This is a genomic window from Bacillus sp. ISL-57 (assembly GCF_018613135.1).
GTDB lineage: Bacteria > Bacillota > Bacilli > Bacillales > DSM-1321 > Peribacillus > Peribacillus frigoritolerans.
This window is the reverse complement of the sequence record NZ_JAGGQV010000019.1, coordinates 1-18586: the sequence shown is the minus strand read 5'-3', so window position 1 is coordinate 18586 and position 18586 is coordinate 1. Positions and strand designations below refer to the sequence as shown.

The 18586-nt window shown below is 43.3% G+C and carries 15 protein-coding genes, 1 rRNA gene, 1 pseudogene and 1 riboswitch; of the genes and pseudogenes, 11 read left to right on the top strand and 6 right to left on the bottom strand.

Annotated elements, in window-relative coordinates:
- Window positions 1–114 precede the first annotated feature (114 nt).
- The 3 genes from J7I90_RS20770 to J7I90_RS20760 form a co-directional block, all read right to left on the bottom strand.
- Window positions 115–4587, bottom strand: a complete 4473-nt coding sequence (locus J7I90_RS20770) for a glutamate synthase-related protein (RefSeq protein ID WP_214773796.1) — start codon at window positions 4585–4587, stop codon at window positions 115–117.
- A 339-nt stretch (window positions 4588–4926) separates the two neighbouring features.
- On the bottom strand, window positions 4927–6216 hold the full coding sequence (locus J7I90_RS20765) for a glutamate-1-semialdehyde 2,1-aminomutase (RefSeq protein WP_214773568.1): 1290 nt from the start codon (window positions 6214–6216) through the stop codon (window positions 4927–4929).
- A gap of 128 nt (window positions 6217–6344) precedes the next feature.
- Window positions 6345–6677 (bottom strand): hypothetical protein, encoded by a 333-nt coding sequence (locus J7I90_RS20760; RefSeq protein ID WP_214773567.1) that lies wholly within the window; start codon window positions 6675–6677, stop codon window positions 6345–6347.
- A gap of 151 nt (window positions 6678–6828) precedes the next feature.
- Here J7I90_RS20760 and J7I90_RS20755 point away from each other — a divergent pair, with 151 nt between their 5' ends.
- The 3 genes from J7I90_RS20755 to J7I90_RS20745 are packed head-to-tail and all read left to right on the top strand — an operon-like array spanning window position 6829 to window position 9466.
- On the top strand, window positions 6829–7836 hold the full coding sequence (locus J7I90_RS20755) for an ABC transporter ATP-binding protein (RefSeq protein ID WP_214773566.1): 1008 nt from the start codon (window positions 6829–6831) through the stop codon (window positions 7834–7836).
- 48 nt (window positions 7837–7884) lie between these two features.
- Window positions 7885–8676 (top strand): ABC transporter permease, encoded by a 792-nt coding sequence (locus tag J7I90_RS20750; RefSeq protein ID WP_214773565.1) that lies wholly within the window; start codon window positions 7885–7887, stop codon window positions 8674–8676.
- A 4-nt stretch (window positions 8677–8680) separates the two neighbouring features.
- A complete protein-coding gene (locus J7I90_RS20745) occupies window positions 8681–9466 on the top strand; it encodes an ABC transporter permease (protein ID WP_214773564.1) in 786 nt (261 codons plus the stop codon).
- A 39-nt stretch (window positions 9467–9505) separates the two neighbouring features.
- Here the strand turns inward: J7I90_RS20745 and J7I90_RS20740 are convergent, their stop codons facing one another.
- Together J7I90_RS20740 and metE are read right to left on the bottom strand one after the other, a co-directional pair.
- The gene (locus J7I90_RS20740; RefSeq protein WP_396020452.1) at window positions 9506–9982 is read right to left on the bottom strand and encodes an acyl-CoA thioesterase; all 477 of its coding nucleotides are present in this window, start codon (window positions 9980–9982) and stop codon (window positions 9506–9508) included.
- Complete coding sequence (metE, locus tag J7I90_RS20735; protein ID WP_214773562.1) at window positions 9975–12284, bottom strand: 5-methyltetrahydropteroyltriglutamate--homocysteine S-methyltransferase; 2310 nt, start codon at window positions 12282–12284, stop codon at window positions 9975–9977. The genes J7I90_RS20740 and metE overlap by 8 nt, the downstream gene beginning before the upstream one ends.
- Window positions 12285–12430: 146 nt before the next feature.
- A riboswitch (cobalamin riboswitch) is annotated at window positions 12431–12622 on the bottom strand.
- 237 nt (window positions 12623–12859) lie between these two features.
- Here metE and J7I90_RS20730 point away from each other — a divergent pair.
- The 6 genes and pseudogenes from J7I90_RS20730 to perR all read left to right on the top strand — a co-directional run bounded on the left by J7I90_RS20730 (window position 12860) and on the right by perR (window position 16618).
- Window positions 12860–13279, top strand: coding sequence for a potassium channel family protein (locus J7I90_RS20730; RefSeq protein WP_034305333.1), 420 nt, complete (start codon window positions 12860–12862; stop codon window positions 13277–13279).
- 62 nt (window positions 13280–13341) lie between these two features.
- Window positions 13342–13812 (top strand): thioredoxin-dependent thiol peroxidase, encoded by a 471-nt coding sequence (bcp, locus tag J7I90_RS20725; RefSeq protein ID WP_214773561.1) that lies wholly within the window; start codon window positions 13342–13344, stop codon window positions 13810–13812.
- 11 nt (window positions 13813–13823) lie between these two features.
- Window positions 13824–14933, top strand: coding sequence for an aminopeptidase (locus tag J7I90_RS20720; RefSeq protein ID WP_214773560.1), 1110 nt, complete (start codon window positions 13824–13826; stop codon window positions 14931–14933).
- A gap of 147 nt (window positions 14934–15080) precedes the next feature.
- Window positions 15081–15257: a hypothetical protein gene (locus J7I90_RS27520; protein ID WP_251025398.1), complete on the top strand. Its 177-nt coding sequence runs from the start codon at window positions 15081–15083 to the stop codon at window positions 15255–15257.
- An 8-nt stretch (window positions 15258–15265) separates the two neighbouring features.
- Window positions 15266–16018: pseudogene (locus J7I90_RS20715) on the top strand (D-2-hydroxyacid dehydrogenase).
- Between the two features lie 156 nt (window positions 16019–16174).
- Window positions 16175–16618: a peroxide-responsive transcriptional repressor PerR gene (gene perR / locus J7I90_RS20710; RefSeq protein ID WP_034305329.1), complete on the top strand. Its 444-nt coding sequence runs from the start codon at window positions 16175–16177 to the stop codon at window positions 16616–16618.
- A 96-nt stretch (window positions 16619–16714) separates the two neighbouring features.
- On the opposite strand, the gene J7I90_RS20705 is transcribed toward perR, so the two are convergent.
- A complete protein-coding gene (locus J7I90_RS20705; protein ID WP_034305326.1) occupies window positions 16715–17068 on the bottom strand; it encodes a YgzB family protein in 354 nt (117 codons plus the stop codon).
- Between the two features lie 174 nt (window positions 17069–17242).
- Here J7I90_RS20705 and J7I90_RS20700 point away from each other — a divergent pair, with 174 nt between their 5' ends.
- Both J7I90_RS20700 and J7I90_RS20695 read left to right on the top strand, forming a co-directional pair.
- On the top strand, window positions 17243–18118 hold the full coding sequence (locus J7I90_RS20700) for a nucleotidyltransferase-like protein (RefSeq protein WP_214773795.1): 876 nt from the start codon (window positions 17243–17245) through the stop codon (window positions 18116–18118).
- 268 nt (window positions 18119–18386) lie between these two features.
- Window positions 18387–18586: ribosomal RNA gene (locus J7I90_RS20695) — 16S ribosomal RNA — on the top strand; the annotation flags it as partial.

Here is an 18586-nt window from a genome sequence, read left to right as displayed (position 1 = left end):
TTTCTTTCAGCATTGTTTTTCAATCATTTGAAGACGATCCCAGAGGTATATGACGGGAAAAGGCTGATGCTCGAATTGAAGAGCATCAGCCTTTTTTAATATTTATTTTCGGCATCACTCCGTGGATACAGCAGGATCCGCCTGTTCTTTAACTGGAACGACCTGAAGGAAGTGCTCTCCAGGGTTCTGAAGCAGTGTCTCTAAAGAGGCCGCTTCTTCGGTTTGGCCATGATCTTTCAAGAGGGACGTGTATTTGCCAAGGAGTTCGGCCACATCCTGCAGGCCTTTTGCAGATAGGGACTCAATGGAAATCTTTGCACCTTTCGCAACCCGTTTCTTAATGACCTCTTTGGTCAAGCCAAATTCAGGCTGTTGCCGTAAATAAACGACACCGCCTGTCATCCCTGCGCAAATCCATGGACCGGGATCACCAAGTACTAAACCTCTTCCATTTGTCATGTATTCAAAAGCGAATCCCTTAATATTGGATGTTACCGCAATATTACCGTTTTCCTTTTTAGGAAGCGGTTGTTTCAATAATCCGCCAATGATCATATCCGCTCCGGAAAGCCGGATTCCCGCCCTGGCATCGGCATCACCCTGGGCAATGAGGAGACCATGCTGTGCACCGTAACCAAAGCCCTTACCGACAGAGCCATTGTAGAACTTCCCATCTTTTCCTGGGGATTTAAAGATGGCAATGTTTCCGCCAATCGATGTTTTGCCGATACCATCCTGTGCACCGCCATTCACGCTGATTGAAATTCCCTCCGTATTGTATGCCCCAAGTCCATTACCGGGAATGGATCCATCCTGGTAGGATAGGTGAACGGGAGGAAGTTTTTTGTATGATCCATCCAATCTGCCCCTAACGCGGTGACAGGAGACCCTGCTGCCGAGTACACGCTGCTCGGAAGTGATCGAGCTATAGCTGCGGGATTGCTGCAGGTCATCTACATGAGAATCAAGATATTCAGCGCCAACGGCTACCTGCATGGAGCCTTCATTCAAATATGCCGCCGCTTCCTTATGCGAGAACGGTGTTATATCCAGATTTTTTAATAAATAGGTTAAATCCAATGATTGTTGACCTTTAACTTGCTCCAGCAAATCAGAACGCCCGACGATATCCTGAAGATTCTTCACCCCAAGTGATCCGGTCAAAGATTTGAGTTCTTTTGCAAATGCACTGAACATATTCGTTAACCCCTGAACGGCTAAATCAAATTTTCGTGGAACAAAACGGCGCAGCCCATGTTCTTTCGCCTGTGCTTCCGATTCAATTTGGGTGGCGATTCCCACATGGCAAGTATCAAGGTGACATCCGCGGCACGTTGTGCAGCCGACGGCTATCATCGAAAGGGTCCCAAAGCCTACACGATTTGCCCCAAGCAGCATTACCTTCAATACATCCATCGAGCTTTTTAACCCGCCGTCAGCCCAAATTTCAACGTTCTGCCGGATACCTGACTCAAGCAGTGCATTATGGGCCGCTTTCACACCTATCTCGACTGGTAGGCCAACATGTGCGAGTGCATGGATCCTGGCGGCACCCGTTCCGCCATCAAAACCGGAAAGCGTTATGATATCGGCCCCGGCTTTTGCGACGCCGACAGCAATCGTACCGATGTTTGGAACGACTGGCACTTTGACGGCAACTTTTGCTTTGTCGTTTGCCGTTTTTAGCTCATGGATCATTTGGGCCAAATCTTCAATTGAGTATATATCATGGTTATTGGAAGGGGAGATCAAATCGGAACCGATTGTTGCATTTCGTGCTTCTGCGATTTTAGCTGTGACCTTGGAACCGGGAAGGTGACCGCCTTCACCGGGTTTTGCCCCTTGCCCAATTTTAATTTCCAATAGATTTGAAGAGTTCAGGAGTTCTGCATTGACACCGAAACGTCCGGAAGCAATTTGCTGTCCGCGGGATTTCGGGTACTTGCCCAGCATATCCTTTATTTCCCCGCCTTCGCCATTCATGCTGATCATGCCTAGTCTCTCGGCAGCTTCTGCATAGGCCCGGAAAGCAATCTCATTTTGTGATCCAAAGGACATGGAGGCTATGACGAACGGCAATTCCTGTTCACCGACCGAAAGGCTGACTTCTTCAGAAGGGACGGAAGCATCTGAAGTTTTTAATGATGTCAAGTGGCGGATCGTCGTCGGATTGGATTCTTCCTGTTCAGTGATCTTTTCGCGATAAGCATCATAGTCCCCGGTTGAAGCAACTTCCCCGATGGATTTCCAGATTCTAGGGAATAAATGGAAAGTCTTGCCCATCCGTTCTTTTTCATTGCCGTAATCCTCTGCACGCTGGATGGCATCTGCCTTGATTTTATCAAAATTATAGTCCAGATCATTGGATCCGAAGAAATTAGCCACATTTAGATAATTCGCGATTTCCTCATGTAAACCGATGCTTGAGAAAAGTCTTCCATAGCCGCGCAGCTCATGAATGCCAATGGTTGAGATGACTTTCTCAAGCCCTTTCGTCAAGGAGTTATATAGATTGGTAATCCCCTTATGGTCATCTGAAGATAAGGAAAGGAACATATAATAGGGGCTTATTAAGTTGGCCCCAAGACCATAAGAAACGATGATATCATGCAGTGACCTTAGAGATGCTGAACGTAAAAGGATGGAACAATTACGACGCTTGCCTGTTCGGACCAACGCTTGGTCGACGGCTGAAGTGACGAGGTGTGGATCGAGCCAAAGGTTGCCGTTTTGATGGGCAAGGGCATCATCCAGAACGAGCAGGGTTTTTCCTTCATCCACAGCATTGACACTTTCATCCGTAATCCTTGTCAGGGCATCCGTGATGTTTTCATCCTCTTTGAACGTGCTTGAAATGATGTGCACGAGTTTTTGATCTTGATTAAATTTAATGAACTGGTCGTAGCTAGGCTGCGATAGAATGGATGAACACTCATAGCCTGGTGATCCTTCAATCAACAGGGGAGTCAGCAGCTCCGTCACCTTGCCTGCCTTATTCGCCTCGAAAAGGGAAGGGCGCCTTCCGATGATCGTCCTTGTTGAGAAATGCTCGGTTTCCCGGTCCCGGTCGATCGCTGGGTTGGTTACAACGGCAACACTTTCCTTGATGAAATCAGCAATGTTGGTCCGTTGGGGATTAAGTGCTGCCAGTGGTGCATCATGACCGAGTGAACGAATTGGCTCAGCGCCTTTTTCGGCCATCTGTTCCACTAGTTGGACATGCTCCCTTTCCCACCCAAAGGCTTTATACTGACCATTATGAATCGCTTGCGTGTTTGTCATGGAAACAACTTTTTCAAAAACTTGGGGCTGTAAGCGGACTCGGTCATTGGAAAGGACGAAACGATCATTGAATAGTTCAAACACTTTATCCTGGTAATCCTTGTAAGTGTACAATTCAATTCGGTCGCCGTTCCATTTCAGACCGATTTTTTCCCCTGGACCCATCGGTTTCGGATCTCCGGTATATTCACTGGAAGGGATGATTCCAGGTTCGGAAGTGAACATAAAAGATGATTCCGTTTCAATATTCCATAACGGGCGCAAGCCTAAAGAGTCGACAGAGAACACGGCTTCATCGCCGAAACGGGAGATGATGCCCGCCGGACCTTGTGCGAAATGCCCCCATGCTTCCCGTAAATACGTATATAAGTCTTGTAAGTGCTCGGGATATTCCTTGATTTCATTGATGATTGGCGGAAACATAAGGTCGACAGCCTCAAATAAAGAGTATCCATGACGGCAGATGAAAGTTTCGATCGTCTTGTTTAAATCCTGAGAGTCGCTTCCATCTTTAGCGATGGGAACTCCGATCATTTTCGCTTCATCACGCAATTTGGCAATGGTATTGATTTCGCCATTATGACCAAGCACGCTGAAAGGCTGGACCCGGAAGAAGCTTGATAGAGTATTGGTTGAAAAACGATTATGTCCCAATGTCATGGTGGAGGCAGCCAAAGGATCGGCAAGATCAAGATAATAGGCAGGGAGCGTATCACCCGCACCCATCACTTTGTATACCGCATGATGCTGGCTTAAAGAGGCAACATGGATGAAATCACTTTTTTCGATGTCGGAAGTCAGCTCAAAAAGCACATTTGAAAGCTGCTGGCTGTTATTGATGGTGGAGGAACAGGCAAATTGCCAGAACACCGGGTCTTCTTGAATGGCAATCGGTCCCAATGCCTTTGAACGGTAGGCTTTATCTGTTTCGAATATCAATGAGAGACCATGTTGGAGCAGTTTCTCCTTAACTTCGATCTTTAAGTCGTTCGCATCTGTTTTTTTGCTTAAAAATAAGTGGCCGACTATGAAGCTATCTTGATCGACGATGCCTGAATCGACATTTGCCTCTTCAAGTTTCTTTTTCCAAAGAGCTCGGGGAATATCGATATGGATGCCGGCGCCATCGCCCTCACCATTGATGAAGCCGCAGCGATGGTTCATTTTAACCAGGGCGTCGATACAGGCAAAGATGTTTTCGTTGGTAGGGATCTTCTTTTTTTCGATGCAGGAAACGATTCCGCAGGCATCATGTTCTTCCATGTGAAATTCTTTGAATGTAGCAGGTGTCCATTGTTGGGCCATATTTGCGGCTTGAATAAGGTTACCCTTATTCTCTGCCATTCACCTCCTGTAGCATGTGTTTAATGGGGGAAATATTAGTAAACCCGAACAATAGTCCAAGTTTTAATAGATTGAAAGAAAGTGTATAAATGTATATAAATGTATCCATATCATATCATTTAAATATTCAGAAATCAATTTTTTATACAATGGGATGGATGCTGTGATGGATGGGCTTTTTGTGAGGATTGGCTTCAAATGCCAATATTAAAGATTTATTACAGGGAAATAAGAAACCCTCAAGATAGATGTACATCCTGAGGGTGTATAAAAAATGCATAATTATGCTGATTCGATTTATTATATTAGGTTTTTGAATGCATGTTCAACCGCTTTTAGAGTATAAGCGATATCATCATCCGTGTGAGCGATTGTCAAGAACCAGGCTTCGTATTTGGACGGTGCCAAATTGATTCCCTGATTGAGCATGAGTTTGAAGAACTTGGCGAACATTTCGCCATCCGTATTTTCCGCCTGCTCATAGTTTTCAATTTTTTCTGTCGTGAAATAAATCGTCAAAGCCCCTTTAAGGCGGTTGATGGTGATCGGAACATTATATTGGCTAGCCGCTTTCAGGATACCTTCTTCAAGGATTTTCCCCAGGCGGTCAAGCTCTTCGTAAAGCCCCTCTTCTTTAAGTACTTCTAAGCAAGCTATCCCGGAAAGCATGGAAGCCGGATTTCCTGCCATCGTACCAGCTTGATAGGCTGGTCCCAGAGGTGCGACAGAATCCATGATCTCTTTTTTACCGCCATAGGCACCAATGGGAAGCCCGCCCCCGATGATTTTTCCAAGCGCGGTCAAATCGGGTTGAATTCCTAAGTAGTCCTGTGCCCCTCCATACATGAATCGGAAAGCTGTGATGACCTCGTCGAAAATGACGAGTGATCCGGCTTCGTGAGATAATGAAATGACTTCTTCCAGGAAGCCGGGACTTGGTTCCACGATTCCGAAGTTGCCGACGATCGGTTCTACAAGCACGCCTGCAATTTCATTGCCCCACTTATCAAGTGCTTCTTTAAATGAACCGATATCATTGAAAGGTACCGTGATGACTTCTTGTGCAATGCTTTTTGGAACGCCTGCAGAGTCAGGTGTACCTAGAGTGGACGGGCCGGAACCTGCAGCGACGAGAACAAGGTCGGAGTGTCCATGGTAACAGCCTGCAAACTTGATGATCTTATCGCGTCCTGTGTAAGCGCGGGCAACACGGATTGTTGACATGACTGATTCGGTGCCTGAATTGGTGAAGCGGACTTTATCCATGGAAGGTATGGCTTCTTTCAGCATTTTGGCAAATTTGACTTCATGTTTTGTCGGAGTGCCGTATAAAACGCCGGTTTCCGCTGCTTTAACGATAGCCTCCGTAATATGTGGATGCGCATGCCCTGTGATGATCGGGCCATATGCAGCTAAATAATCTATATATTTATTGCCATCAACATCCCAGAAATAAGCCCCTTTGGCATGATCCATCGCAACCGGCGAACCACCGCCTACAGCTTTGTAAGAACGGGATGGGCTGTTAACCCCGCCAACGATATGTTCCAATGCCTCTTTATGTAAAAGCTCCGAATTACTAAAATCCAATCTTAAAACCTCCTATAAATATAAACATAATTCCCCTTAATCATAGCACTTTTTTCTCCGTAAATCTGGGGTGGATGGCCAGGAAAAGTGATTCGTACCCTGGTGGAGACCCTTCAATCCTAGAAGGATCAGGATTCCGAAGCATCATTTTGTTTCGGTAGGGGGGATCCCAAAACTCCGGATATGTAAGTGAGAATGGCCAAGATGGTGGCTGGGTTTTCGATGTCGAAGGATTGGCGGTTCATCTCGCCCTGGGCTTGGTAATAGATTAGCTGGCCGGTTCCTTTTTCTTCATTGATGCCAATGTGGAAACTTATGGGAGTACTTTCGATCGACCCGCTGGAATCCCTTTGGATGACCTGGCATAATAATTCACCGTACTCATCTTCATAAAGGAAATCATATCGAAGGTCGAAAACGATCTTTTCAATTTGGGATAGTAATAAATTTTTGATATTCATAGCATACTCGTCTCCTTTATATATGTATCTGGTACAACGGCCATTTTCTCCCTGAAAATGGTATATGGCATCCAAGCATTTTTATTGTCTAAAAAGGTTGGTTTGGATAAACTAATTCATTAGGACAAGAGATTACGGAGGATGTAACAGGATGAGTGATGCAATTCAAGTGAAACAGCTTCGGAAGGAATTTAAGTCGGCATCAAGCCGTTCAGGGCTAAAGGGTGCCTTCCGGGATTTACTTACCAGAAATTATAAGGTCGTCCCTGCCGTCAATGATATCAATTTTACTGTAAAAAAGGGTGAGATGGTAGCTTATATCGGGGAAAATGGTGCAGGGAAATCGACCACGATCAAAATGCTGACAGGTATTTTGGAACCGACAGCAGGCGAAATCACGGTCAATGGCATGAATCCACATAAAGAGAGGGAAAAGTTCACACAGACTATCGGAGTCGTATTCGGTCAGCGCTCACAGCTTTGGTGGGATATTGCGGTTCAAGAATCGTTCCGGCTGTTAAAAAAGGTCTATAAGGTAACGGATGAACAATATAACGATCATATGGAACATGTCATCAAGACGCTTGATATCGGTCCTTTGCTGGACAAACCAGTGCGGAAACTTTCGCTTGGTCAGCGAATGCGCTGCGAGCTTGCGGCAGCCTTGATCCATAATCCGCCTTTGCTGTTCCTCGATGAGCCGACGATTGGACTTGATGTGCTCGTGAAAATGAAGATTCGTGAGTTCCTGAAAGAAATCAATGAGAAATATAATACGACAATCCTTTTGACCACCCATGATTTAGGGGACATTGAAGCATTATGTGAGCGTGTAATCATGCTTGATGAAGGACAGATCATCTATGATGGGGAATTGCAGAGTTTAAAAGATAACTGGGCAGAGGAAAAACAGATCCATTTTCAATTCATCGAGCCGATCGCATTGAAGGAATTGCAATCATTAGCGCTCCCATTCACCGCTAACTGGGTTTATGATGATAAAAATCAAACTTATATTGCCTTGTTGAAAGAAGAAAGTGATCATATTTCACAGCTTGTTTCGGCTGTCGTATCTCATTTTAAAATAAAAGACATCAAAATTCATGAAACGTCCATTGAAGAAATTGTTCGCAACATTTACGAAGAAGGCACTGTCTGACTCACTTATCATTAAGAAACAACGTGTCTATCAAGAAGGGGGAGGGCCATGGGGAAGTATCTTGCCATGATCCGCATGCGTTTTTTGATGATGCTTGCGTATCGAACGGATTATTATACCGGCATTTTAATTTATAGCATTAATATCGGTGCTTATTATTTCTTATGGAATGCGATATATGGAGAAAAAAGCTCCATCGAAGGACTTACAGGTATGCAGATGACAACCTATGTTGCGGTTGCATGGATGGCGCGCGCTTTTTATTTCAATAATATTGACCGCGAAATCGCCACTGAAATTAAAGACGGAAAGGTCGCCATTGAAATGATCCGGCCTTATAACTATTTAGGCATGAAAACGATGCAAGGACTTGGGGAAGGGATATTCCGTTTCTTCTTCTTCTCGATTCCGGGGATGCTGCTGGTAGCTTTCATTTTTCCTATTGAATTGCCGCGCGATCCGGCTGTGTGGGGGATCTTCGGCATTTCCTTGCTGTTCAGTTTCATCATCAATACACAAATTAACTTATTGACGGGAATCACTACCTTTTTCTTATATAATAATGCCGGATTGATCCGCGCTAAAAGGGTTATCATTGATTTATTTTCCGGTCTGCTGCTGCCCATCAGTTTCTACCCGATATGGGCGCAGGAAGTGATGAAATATTTACCCTTTCAAGGGATCAGCTATGTACCAAGCATGATTTTTACGAATGGATACAGTTCAGGCGAAATTGGCATGGCGCTTTTACAGCAGTTAATTTGGTGCATCATTCTCTTAATACCGATTCAGCTTTTATGGATAGTCGCAAAAAAACAGCTGATTATTCAAGGAGGTTGACGGGATGTTTTATGTATCGATGTTTTTTCAATATGTGAGTCAGTATATGAAAACAAGATTGCAATATAGAGCGGATTTCTTCATGGAAATCCTATCAGATCTGCTGAATCAGGTCGTGAATCTGGTATTTATCTTAGTCGTTTTCGGGCATACCCAATTTTTAAGCGGCTGGAGCCGTGAAGAAATCATATTCATTTATGGATTCTTCCTTATTCCATTCGCCCTTTTTTCTGCCTTTTTCAACATTTGGGATTTTAATGACCGCTATATCGTCAAAGGTGAAATGGACCGGATATTAACAAGACCGATACATAGCCTTTTTCAAGTCATTTTAGAAAGAATCGAGCTTGAAGCGTTATTTGGTGTTGTGACCGGTTTGATCATCATATTCTATTCGGCGATTGCATTGGATCTGCAGCTTGCGTGGTATGACCCGATTCTTTTCATCGTTTTTGCAATAGGCGGGGCACTTGCCTATGCAGCCATATTCGTTGCGATAGCAAGCATTGGGTTCTGGTCGGATGCGAAAACATCCATCATGCCAATGATGTACAATATAGGGAATTACGGGCGCTATCCTGTAGATATTTATAATAAGGTCATCCGTTTTGTCCTTACATGGGTGCTGCCATTCGCGTTTGTCGGTGTCTATCCTGCATCTTATTTCCTAAGAAAAGAAGAGTGGTATGCATATGCATTTGCCACACCTGTAATTGGGGTAGCCTTTTTCGTGATATCCGTTTTCATATGGAATCAGGGAGTGAAGCGGTACCGCGGGGCAGGGAACTGAAAGAACCCCTTCAACAGATTCAGTTGAAGGGGTTTTTGTTTAGTTCCGTTTTGTCTTTCTTTCAATATATCTTGCTTGGGCTTGAACGTATTGCTGTTTTTCCTCTTCCGTTTCCGGAATGACCTGGGGTACGTTTGTTGGCTTACCGTCTTCATCAATGGCAAGCATCGTTAAAAAAGCGCGTGCCGTAAGCTGTTTTTCACCTGTTAATAGGTTCTCACGCTCCACTTTCACGTATACCTCCATTGATGTGCGATGAGCACATGTGACATAAGCTTCTAGGTTGATCGCGTCCCCTGCTTTGATAGGGGCCAAAAAATCAAAAGAGTCGCTTGAAGCAGTCACAACGGGTTTCCGACAATGTCGCATAGCGGAAATACAAGCTATTTTATCAACATAGGCCATTACTTTTCCGCCAAAGATGGTATTATGATGATTTGTATCCGGTGGAAAAACAAGGTCGGTTAAAAAAGTCCGTGACTGCTGTGTTGGATGGGCAACGTTCTTTTCAATCATTTGCATGTTGATTTACTAAAAGGTTTTCACGGACGATTTTTGCTGCTTCGACCATGTTTTTCAGGGAAGCGACGGTTTCCGGGATACCCCTTGTTTTCAGGCCGCAGTCGGGATTGATCCAAAACTGGTCTTTATCCAATACCTTGATGCCCCGTTCAATCATATCGACCATTTCTTCCACTGCCGGCACACGCGGGCTGTGAATATCATACACCCCCAGGCCAATTCCTTTTTCATATGTTTTTTCCTCGAATGCGGAAGCAAGCTCACCATGACTACGGGACGTTTCGATGGAAATTACATCGGCATCGAGGGAGGAGATGACATCCATGAAACTGTTGAAGTCGCAATAGCACATATGCGTGTGAATTTGGGTTGTATCCTCCACGCTTGATGTGGATATCAAGAATGAATTCACTGCCCAGTTCAAATACTCTTCGCGATCGCTTTTTTTCAATGGCAGACCTTCTCTAAGTGCAGGCTCATCAACCTGAATCATTTTAATTCCAGCAGATTCCAAGGCAATGACTTCTTTTTCCAAAGCGAGCGCCAGCTGATAGCAAACACTCTCCTTGGAAATATCATCACGGACAAAAGACCAGTTCAAAATCGTAACAGGACCTGTCAGCATTCCCTTCACCGTCTTCTTCGTCAGTGATTGTGCATATACACTTTCCCTGACTGTCATCGGTTCGATGAAATGGATGTCGCCGTAGATGACTGGCGGTTTCACGCAGCGGGATCCATAGGATTGTACCCAACCCTTTTCTAAAAAGACGAATCCTCCTAATTTATGGCCGAAGTATTCAACCATATCCGTCCGTTCGAATTCCCCGTGAACGAGAACATCCAAACCGATTTCTTCTTGGATGTCGATCCACCTGCCGATCTCTCCGTTAATGAATGTTTCATATTGCTGAGCTGTCCATTCGCCTCTATTGAATTTCCCGCGTGCTTGTTTAACTTCAAATGTCTGCGGAAAGCTTCCGATCGTAGTCGAAGGGAGAAAAGGCAATTTGAAAAACTCCTGTTGATTTTGGTAACGGTCTTTAAATGGAAGCTTGCGGCCGGCGGTCCTGGTTTTAACCTTTTCGACATTGGATTGTACAGACTCGTGATTTCTGACATTTGAATTTGCTAACGTTTGAACCGTAAATTTATTGGCATCGACTTTTTCGGCGATTGCTTCAATGCCTTGATTATTCCCTTTGACCAAAAGTGTAATTTCCTCAAGTTTTTCATCAGCGAAAGCAAGGGCCTCTTTCACTTCTTTTGAAAGGGCGGTTTCATTACGAACGGTCACCGGGACATGAAGCAGGGAACAAGAGGGCTGTAGCCAGATTTGGTCTTCGGCCACCTGTTTCTTAAGTGTCTCGATCAATTCGATTTTTTTGGATAAATCAGATAGCCAAATGTTTTTTCCGTCAATCACACCAGCTGCAAGCACTTTGTCCTTCGGGAAACCTAATGCCTCAAGGTTACTGAGATTCCTCCCTTGATCATGTACAAAATCAAGACCGATCCCTTGGACTTGTAATTCGATGACTTCTTGGTAATGTTCCACGGCATCAAAGTATGTTTGTAGCATGATGTTCAGGTTTGGTGCTGCTTCATTCAGTTTTTCATAGAGGTAAGCAACGGTTTGCATATCATCCTTGGAAATGGATGAAACAAGGGAAGGTTCGTCCATTTGAACCCACTTCACGCCTTCTTGCTCCAACTCCCGCAGGATTTGCGTGTATAGGGGAAGCAGGCTCAGGATGATGCCAGGGATTTCTTGTTTATTGAAGCCTTTTGAAAGGGAGAGGAAAGTATAAGGTCCGATCAAAACGGGCTTCGTTTCGATCCCTAGCTTTTCCTTGGCTTCCCGATATGCTGTAAGTGGTTTATTTTCTGTTAAAGTAAGCTGAGCCAGTTTTAATTCAGGGACAATATAGTGATAGTTCGTATTGAACCATTTCGTCATTTCGGAAGCGACTTCATCATTGTTTCCGCGGGCCATTGAATAATAAACGGAAAGGGGGACACTTCCTCCTTCATAAGCTGAATAACGTTCAGGAACAAGACCGAACATGACGGACATATCGAGCATTTGATCATAGAAAGTGAAGTCGTTGACAGGGATGATATCAATGCCTCGTTGCTTCTGTTTTTGTAAGTTGCCTAAACGGATGGCTTTTAGTTGTGACGTAAATTCCGCTTCATCGATTTTACCGGACCAGTAAGCTTCCAATGTACGTTTCCATTCACGATCTTCCCCGATTCGAGGGTAACCCAAACTGCTGCTTTTCAAAATTCCCATCCTCCTACATTCATTTGATCGAACAATAAAAAAAGCATTCCTAACCGTCAAAAAAGAAAGTTAGAAATGCTTAAAATAAAGAGGCATGCAAAATGCCCCTTACAATTATAAGGTCCCTAACACCTCCCTATCTCCCGTAGGTTAAAACAGTGTTGTCGAAATAGGCAGGTCTCCTGACTTAGGGAATATCATTAGCGGCTGGCCTTCCCGATCCGTTGATCAGTGGCATATTGATTGACGCTAACATTCCCATTACAGTGGCGGGACCGTGCCGGAATTACACCGGACTTCCCTTTTAATCCTAATGAAAATTAAGAACCTATTTCCACATATGAAATTTTGCAAAGCCTGCCTTTTTAACTGTTTGCAGGTCAAATATTTATAAAATAAAAACTATTATAAAAATTTAGACAATCTTAACATATCCGACCAAAAGGGTCAACATGGAAAGAAGATTCGGAAAAGTTTCTGTTTAATGCGTTTGTCGGTGATAAGGCTGATTCCTAAAAAAGAATATATTGTTTGGACAGGGAGTATGTATAGAGGGAGTGGCGTTTTGAAATGGGGCGTGGAGGATGACTTTCTACATCTTGATTGCAGGAATCATTTTTTGCATGGTGATGAGCATTCGTACGTTATTTCTTGTTGAGTCGGGAGGAAAGAAGTTTTCTCTTGAGGATATGCTGTGGCTTGGCAATTTATATGCGACGATATTAGTTGGATTTGCACTGATATATTTATTATACGAGCTTCAGAATCATTCGGTGATTCTTGATATGGGCAATCGGTTGGATGGGACTTTCTATGAACAATTGAAGACTTCTTTTTATTTTAGTGCGATGACGATGTTTTCTGTAGGTTATGGAGATATAGCCCCGATTGGCATGGGCAGGATGATAGCTACCATTCAGGCCTTCATTGGATATACACTGCCGGCAGCGTTCGTGATTCGGACGGTGATCGATCTGGAGCAGAAAGATAGGAAGGATAAATGAAAGTTGTGTTTCTTTCGATTATTGGGTACTCTTACCATAATGAAAGAAATGGAGGGTTCAATATGACTGTTAAAATTGGAGAAAAAGCACCTGATTTCAAACTCCCTGCAAACAATGGTGAAGTGGTTTCCCTATCGGATTTTAAGGGGAAAAACATTGTTTTATATTTTTACCCAAAAGACATGACGCCAGGTTGCACGACGGAGGCCTGTGATTTCCGGGACCATAATGAGCAATTCGAGGAATTGAACGCGGTCATCCTTGGCATCAGCCCAGATCCAGCGGCACGTCATGAAAAATTCATCGAAAAACATGGATTGCCTTTTCTGCTGCTGGCTGACGAAAATCATGAAGCGGCTGAATCATTTGATGTTTGGCAATTGAAAAAGAACTTCGGCAAGGAGTATATGGGCATTGAACGTTCAACTTTCCTGATTGATAAGGCTGGGAATGTAGTCAAAGAATGGCGTAAAGTAAAGGTTAAAGGCCACGTCGAAGAAGCGCTTGAAACTCTTCGCAAACTCGAAAAATAAGGGATAGGCAGATGAAGGATGAGAGGATAACGAAGCTTGCAGCCAGGCTGATTCATCATTCGATACAATTACAGCCTAAAGAGAGAATCCTCATACGGGGGCATATCAACACGAAACCATTATTGAAAGAGTTGATTGATGAAATATACAGAGTGGGTGCTTATCCATATGTGGAACTCGAGGACGATGAGATAAGCCGCCACCTGTTACTAGGGAATGTGAAGGAGCAACTTGACACAGCTTCACAATGGGCCTTGAACAAATATAAGGATATCGATGCGGTCATCATCATCACTGGGGAAGAAAACAATGCGGAAATGACTGATGTTCCCATCGAGAGGCACCGGCTCCAAGGGGAGGCCATGAATTCCCCTACACTTTTTTATGTAAACAACCGACGTTGGGTCTTACTTAATTATCCCACCAAGGCATCAGCGCAAAAAGCCGGCATGACCTTCAATAGGTACGAAGATTTTCTTTTGAACGTATGCACAATGGATTACGGGAAAATGGAGGCGGCTTTGAAGCCGTTAAAACATTTGATGCAACGTACTGACAAAGTCAGGATCGTTTCACCAAGGACAGATTTGACCTTTTCCATCAAAGGCATGCCGGCCGTCATATGTGCCGGAAGAAAGAATTTACCGGATGGGGAAGTATTTACGGCACCCATAAAAGATAGTCTCAATGGAAGGATATCCTTCAACACACCCACAACCTATGAAGGAATCACCTTTAGTGACATAGAATTGAACTTGAAAAAGGGGAAAATCATTAAAGCGACTTCCAATCGTGCCCCTGAAATGAACCAAATTCTGAATATTGATGAAGGGTCCCGGTTTATAGGGGAGTTCGCTATTGGAATCAATCCATACATATTGGAACCTATGGACGATATTTTGTTCGATGAGAAAATAAGCGGGAGCCTGCACTTGGCTCTTGGGCATGCCTATGATGAAGCGAATAATGGAAACCGGTCATCGATACATTGGGATATGGTCTTGATCCAGCGTCCGGAATATGGGGGTGGTGACATCTATTTCGACGACGTCCTGATCAGAAGGGATGGCTTTTTTGTTTTGCCGGAATTACATGCATTAAACCCAAATTCTTTAAAATAAAGCCTTTTTTAATAAGGGTGAGGCTTTTGTCCAACTCAAAAAGGGGACAGCCGAATATGCTTTATTAAGGGAATACCTCCTCAGAGAAAGTTGCGCGGGACACATAGAGCCCGTGTTTTTTTTGTTAATTAAAAGGGAGAGATAAACATGTTAATACTTTCGACTGTCATTCCGAATGAAGGTATCCAAACGGAAATGATGAAAGCCTTTCCTGATTTGAACTTCATTTATCAAAAAGGATGGACGGATGGGCCGCTTCGTGAAGCGGAAATCTTAATTACATATGGTGAAGATTTAACTGAAGAAATCATTGGGCGGAATTGAAATGGATCATGGTCATGAGTGCAGGGATGGAACTAATGCCATTTAACGCCATCGAGGAACGAGGCATAATGGTGACCAACGCAAGAGGCATTCATAAAATCCCGATGGCCGAGTATACGATAGGGATGCTTTTGCAATATGAAAAGAAATTGAAGCTGCTTATGAAGAATGAAAAGGAAGAATTGTGGAATAGAAAGATTGAAGTAGGGGAATTGAATGGCAAGACTATGCCCATTATGGGCGTAGGTGCAATTGGAGGGGAAGTGGCTCGTCTTGGGAAAGCCTTTGGGATGAAGACGATAGGAATGAACCGGAGCGGGAAACCGGTGGAATCCATCGATTAACTTTATGTCCTGGATCATTTATTGGAAGCCGTACCGGGAGCCGATTATATTGTATCCGTCCTGCCAAGTACGTATGAAACGAAGGGCATTCTGCAAAAAGAACACTTCAAAGCCATGAAAGAATCTGCAGTATTCGTGAATATTGACCGCGGCGACCTGATTAACGATGAATTGCTGATCGAAGCCTTGGATTCCGAAGATTTGTCTCATGCCATCTTGGATGTATTTGATCCGGAACCTTTAGGAAAAGGGCATCCGTTTTGGAGGATGGAGAATGTTACAGTCACACCGCATCTTTCAAGTAAAAGCGGAGAATATTTACCAAGAACCTTTGCCATATTCGAAAAAAATATGCGTGAATACCTGAGAGCTGGAAAAGACTTCACCAACGTAATCGACTTATCTAGGGGATACTAAACCCAATGCAAAAATGGGAAAGAATCAATGTCTTCATGAATAAACTAAAAAATAATGGTTAAGCCATTGAATTATTGACAAATTCAACGTATAAAAGGTACACTATTTATAAACATTATAATTTAAGAATGCATACTTAATTAGAAAAAGAGGTGGATGACGGTGTCTGAAGTTCAGTTAAAAGAAGCGTTGGATTCCTTAAAAGATACCGGTGTAAGAATAACTCCTCAACGCCATGCGATACTTGAGTATTTGATAAGCTGCATGTCCCACCCTACCGCTGATGATATATATAAAGCGCTGGAAGGCAAGTTTCCGAATATGAGTGTGGCAACGGTTTATAACAACCTGCGTGTGTTCCGTGAGGTAGGTTTGGTAAAAGAACTTACGTATGGTGATTCTTCGGCAAGGTTTGATTTCGTGACGACGAATCATTATCATGTAATTTGCCAAACTTGCGGGAAAATTGTGGACTTCGATTATCCTGCACTGGATGAAGTCGAGCATTTCGCAGCACAAGTCACTGGTTTCAATGTTAGTCACCATCGGATGGAAATCTACGGCGACTGTATGGATTGTGCGAAAAAAGAATCGCATTAAAAAAAGTTCCTCCACTTGGTTGGAACTTTTTTTCATGTTATGAAGAAATGATACAATTGTTTAAAGCCTTCTTGAAAGGGAATTCAGCTAATCGACTTAGTCATGCAGGCTTTTCCGGTTATATTTCTCATTGAATTCTTCGCCTTCCAACTTTTTGTCAAGTGTCAATGGTTCTTCACAATGCATGCAAATATCTACACGTCCTAGTATTTTTGTAGGTTTGCTGCAGTTAGGGCAGACAACCTGGATCGATTTTGTAGAAAGCATTCCAATCCAGAAATAAACCCCTGTGCTTGCGATTATGAATAAAAGGCCCAGCCCCATGAAAATCGTCATGACAACAGGATGTGTTTTGAAGAAAAGCCCAAGGTACATTACGATAAAGCCAATGAAAATCAAACTCAAAGCAAAAGTGCGTATTTTATTGATTTTGCTAGAATATTTAGCCATGGATTGTCCCTCCTAAAATATAACTTTAACTATAACATAAACAATGGATGGAACAAAAAAGAAATAAAGGATACATATTACTTTTGAATTGAAATGGTTTGGGGTAAGGGAACTAAGCAGGAATTTGAAGAGTTTTGTCGAAAATCTAAAAAAAAGGTTTTGGAGGAATTTATGATGGAAGATATCCTTCGCCCGATTTATCAAGAGCGAGCAAGCTTAAAATCTACACTTGGAATCTTGTTAGTAGAAAAAAGAGAAGATAATAGCCCGATTACCGATACGTTTGACTACATCCTTTTTGTAATTGCAGACGAAGCAGAAGAGGCCGTGTTTTTAAAACATTACACATACCAGGATAAAAAGGCGGCCCTGCATATCGTAAAGGAAGACCAATTAAAAGAATGGCTCCTATTAGGCACGAACCGCAAAGTGGTTGACTGGATATATAACGGGAAGGTCCTTTTTGACCGGAATGAATATTTGGCCCGTTTGAAAACTGAAATCCGGGAGTTCCCCTTCTATGGAAGGAAGTTAAAGATGGGGATGGAGTTCGCGAAGTTAATTCGCAGGTACATGGATGGGAAAAGCTTCTTTGAAAAAGGCCATCATCTTGAGGCATACAATCATATCGTTCATTCCCTGCATCATTTGGCCCGTTTGGAGATAATAGAACAGGGCTTTTATCCGGAGGTTACTGTCTGGAACCAAGTGAAGCATATGGAACCTGAAATTTATAAGTTGTATAAAGAATTGATCAGCAGTGAGGAAACGCTCGAAAAAAGATTGGAGCTTCTATTCCTTGCGAGCGAATTTCTTATATATTCGAGGACGAATGCAGGTTCACAGCATTTGGTCGAAATAATGGGGATGAAAGAAGACCCGTGGACGATTGCAGAGCTTATGGAGCATCCGGAAGTTAAGTTTTATTCAGTCGACCTAGGCGTTTTATTGGAATATTTGATAGAGAAGAAGGTAATCGATGTCATCAAAGCGGAGACAAAAGGGCACGAGGTATATCATCGGTTTTATCGTGTATCAAAAAACTTTTAAAAAAATGCATTTTTATTGTTGACCAATAATAATATAGGTGTTATATTAATACATGTCGCTGCGGGACATCAGCTTTCGCAGCTTCATCAAAACAAAAAAATAAAAAAACATGTTGACAACAGAGTTGAAAACATGATAAGATGTAAAAGTCGCTTACGGAGTAGACGACATCGGAATTGCTCTTTGAAAACTGAACAAAACAAAGCGCCAACGTTAAATTTTAAGTGAGCACACACTATCAAAAAAGCAAATGAGCAAGTCAAACATTTCTTCGGAGAGTTTGATCCTGGCTCAGGACGAACGCTGGCGGCGTGCCTAATACATGCAAGTCGAGCGAATCTCAGGGAGCTTGCTCCCTGAGATTAGCGGCGGACGGGTGAGTAACACGTGGGCAACCTGCCTATAAGACTGGGATAACTTCGGGAAACCGGAGCTAATACCGGATACGTTCTTTTCTCGCATGAGAGA

Excerpts from the sequence above, each read along its gene's own strand:
- J7I90_RS20770 (WP_214773796.1), bottom strand. The coding sequence starts at position 4,587 with ATGGCCCAACAATGGACACCTGCTACATTCAAAGAATTTCACATGGAA.
- J7I90_RS20760 (WP_214773567.1), bottom strand. The coding sequence starts at position 6,677 with ATGAATATCAAAAATTTATTACTATCCCAAATTGAAAAGATCGTTTTC.
- J7I90_RS20755 (WP_214773566.1), top strand. The coding sequence starts at position 6,829 with ATGAGTGATGCAATTCAAGTGAAACAGCTTCGGAAGGAATTTAAGTCG.
- J7I90_RS20750 (WP_214773565.1), top strand. The coding sequence starts at position 7,885 with ATGGGGAAGTATCTTGCCATGATCCGCATGCGTTTTTTGATGATGCTT.
- J7I90_RS20745 (WP_214773564.1), top strand. The coding sequence starts at position 8,681 with ATGTTTTATGTATCGATGTTTTTTCAATATGTGAGTCAGTATATGAAA.
- J7I90_RS20740 (WP_396020452.1), bottom strand. The coding sequence starts at position 9,982 with ATGATTGAAAAGAACGTTGCCCATCCAACACAGCAGTCACGGACTTTT.
- metE (WP_214773562.1), bottom strand. The coding sequence starts at position 12,284 with ATGGGAATTTTGAAAAGCAGCAGTTTGGGTTACCCTCGAATCGGGGAA.
- J7I90_RS20730 (WP_034305333.1), top strand. The coding sequence starts at position 12,860 with ATGACTTTCTACATCTTGATTGCAGGAATCATTTTTTGCATGGTGATG.
- bcp (WP_214773561.1), top strand. The coding sequence starts at position 13,342 with ATGACTGTTAAAATTGGAGAAAAAGCACCTGATTTCAAACTCCCTGCA.
- J7I90_RS20720 (WP_214773560.1), top strand. The coding sequence starts at position 13,824 with ATGAAGGATGAGAGGATAACGAAGCTTGCAGCCAGGCTGATTCATCAT.
- J7I90_RS27520 (WP_251025398.1), top strand. The coding sequence starts at position 15,081 with ATGTTAATACTTTCGACTGTCATTCCGAATGAAGGTATCCAAACGGAA.
- perR (WP_034305329.1), top strand. The coding sequence starts at position 16,175 with ATGACGGTGTCTGAAGTTCAGTTAAAAGAAGCGTTGGATTCCTTAAAA.
- J7I90_RS20705 (WP_034305326.1), bottom strand. The coding sequence starts at position 17,068 with ATGGCTAAATATTCTAGCAAAATCAATAAAATACGCACTTTTGCTTTG.
- J7I90_RS20700 (WP_214773795.1), top strand. The coding sequence starts at position 17,243 with ATGGAAGATATCCTTCGCCCGATTTATCAAGAGCGAGCAAGCTTAAAA.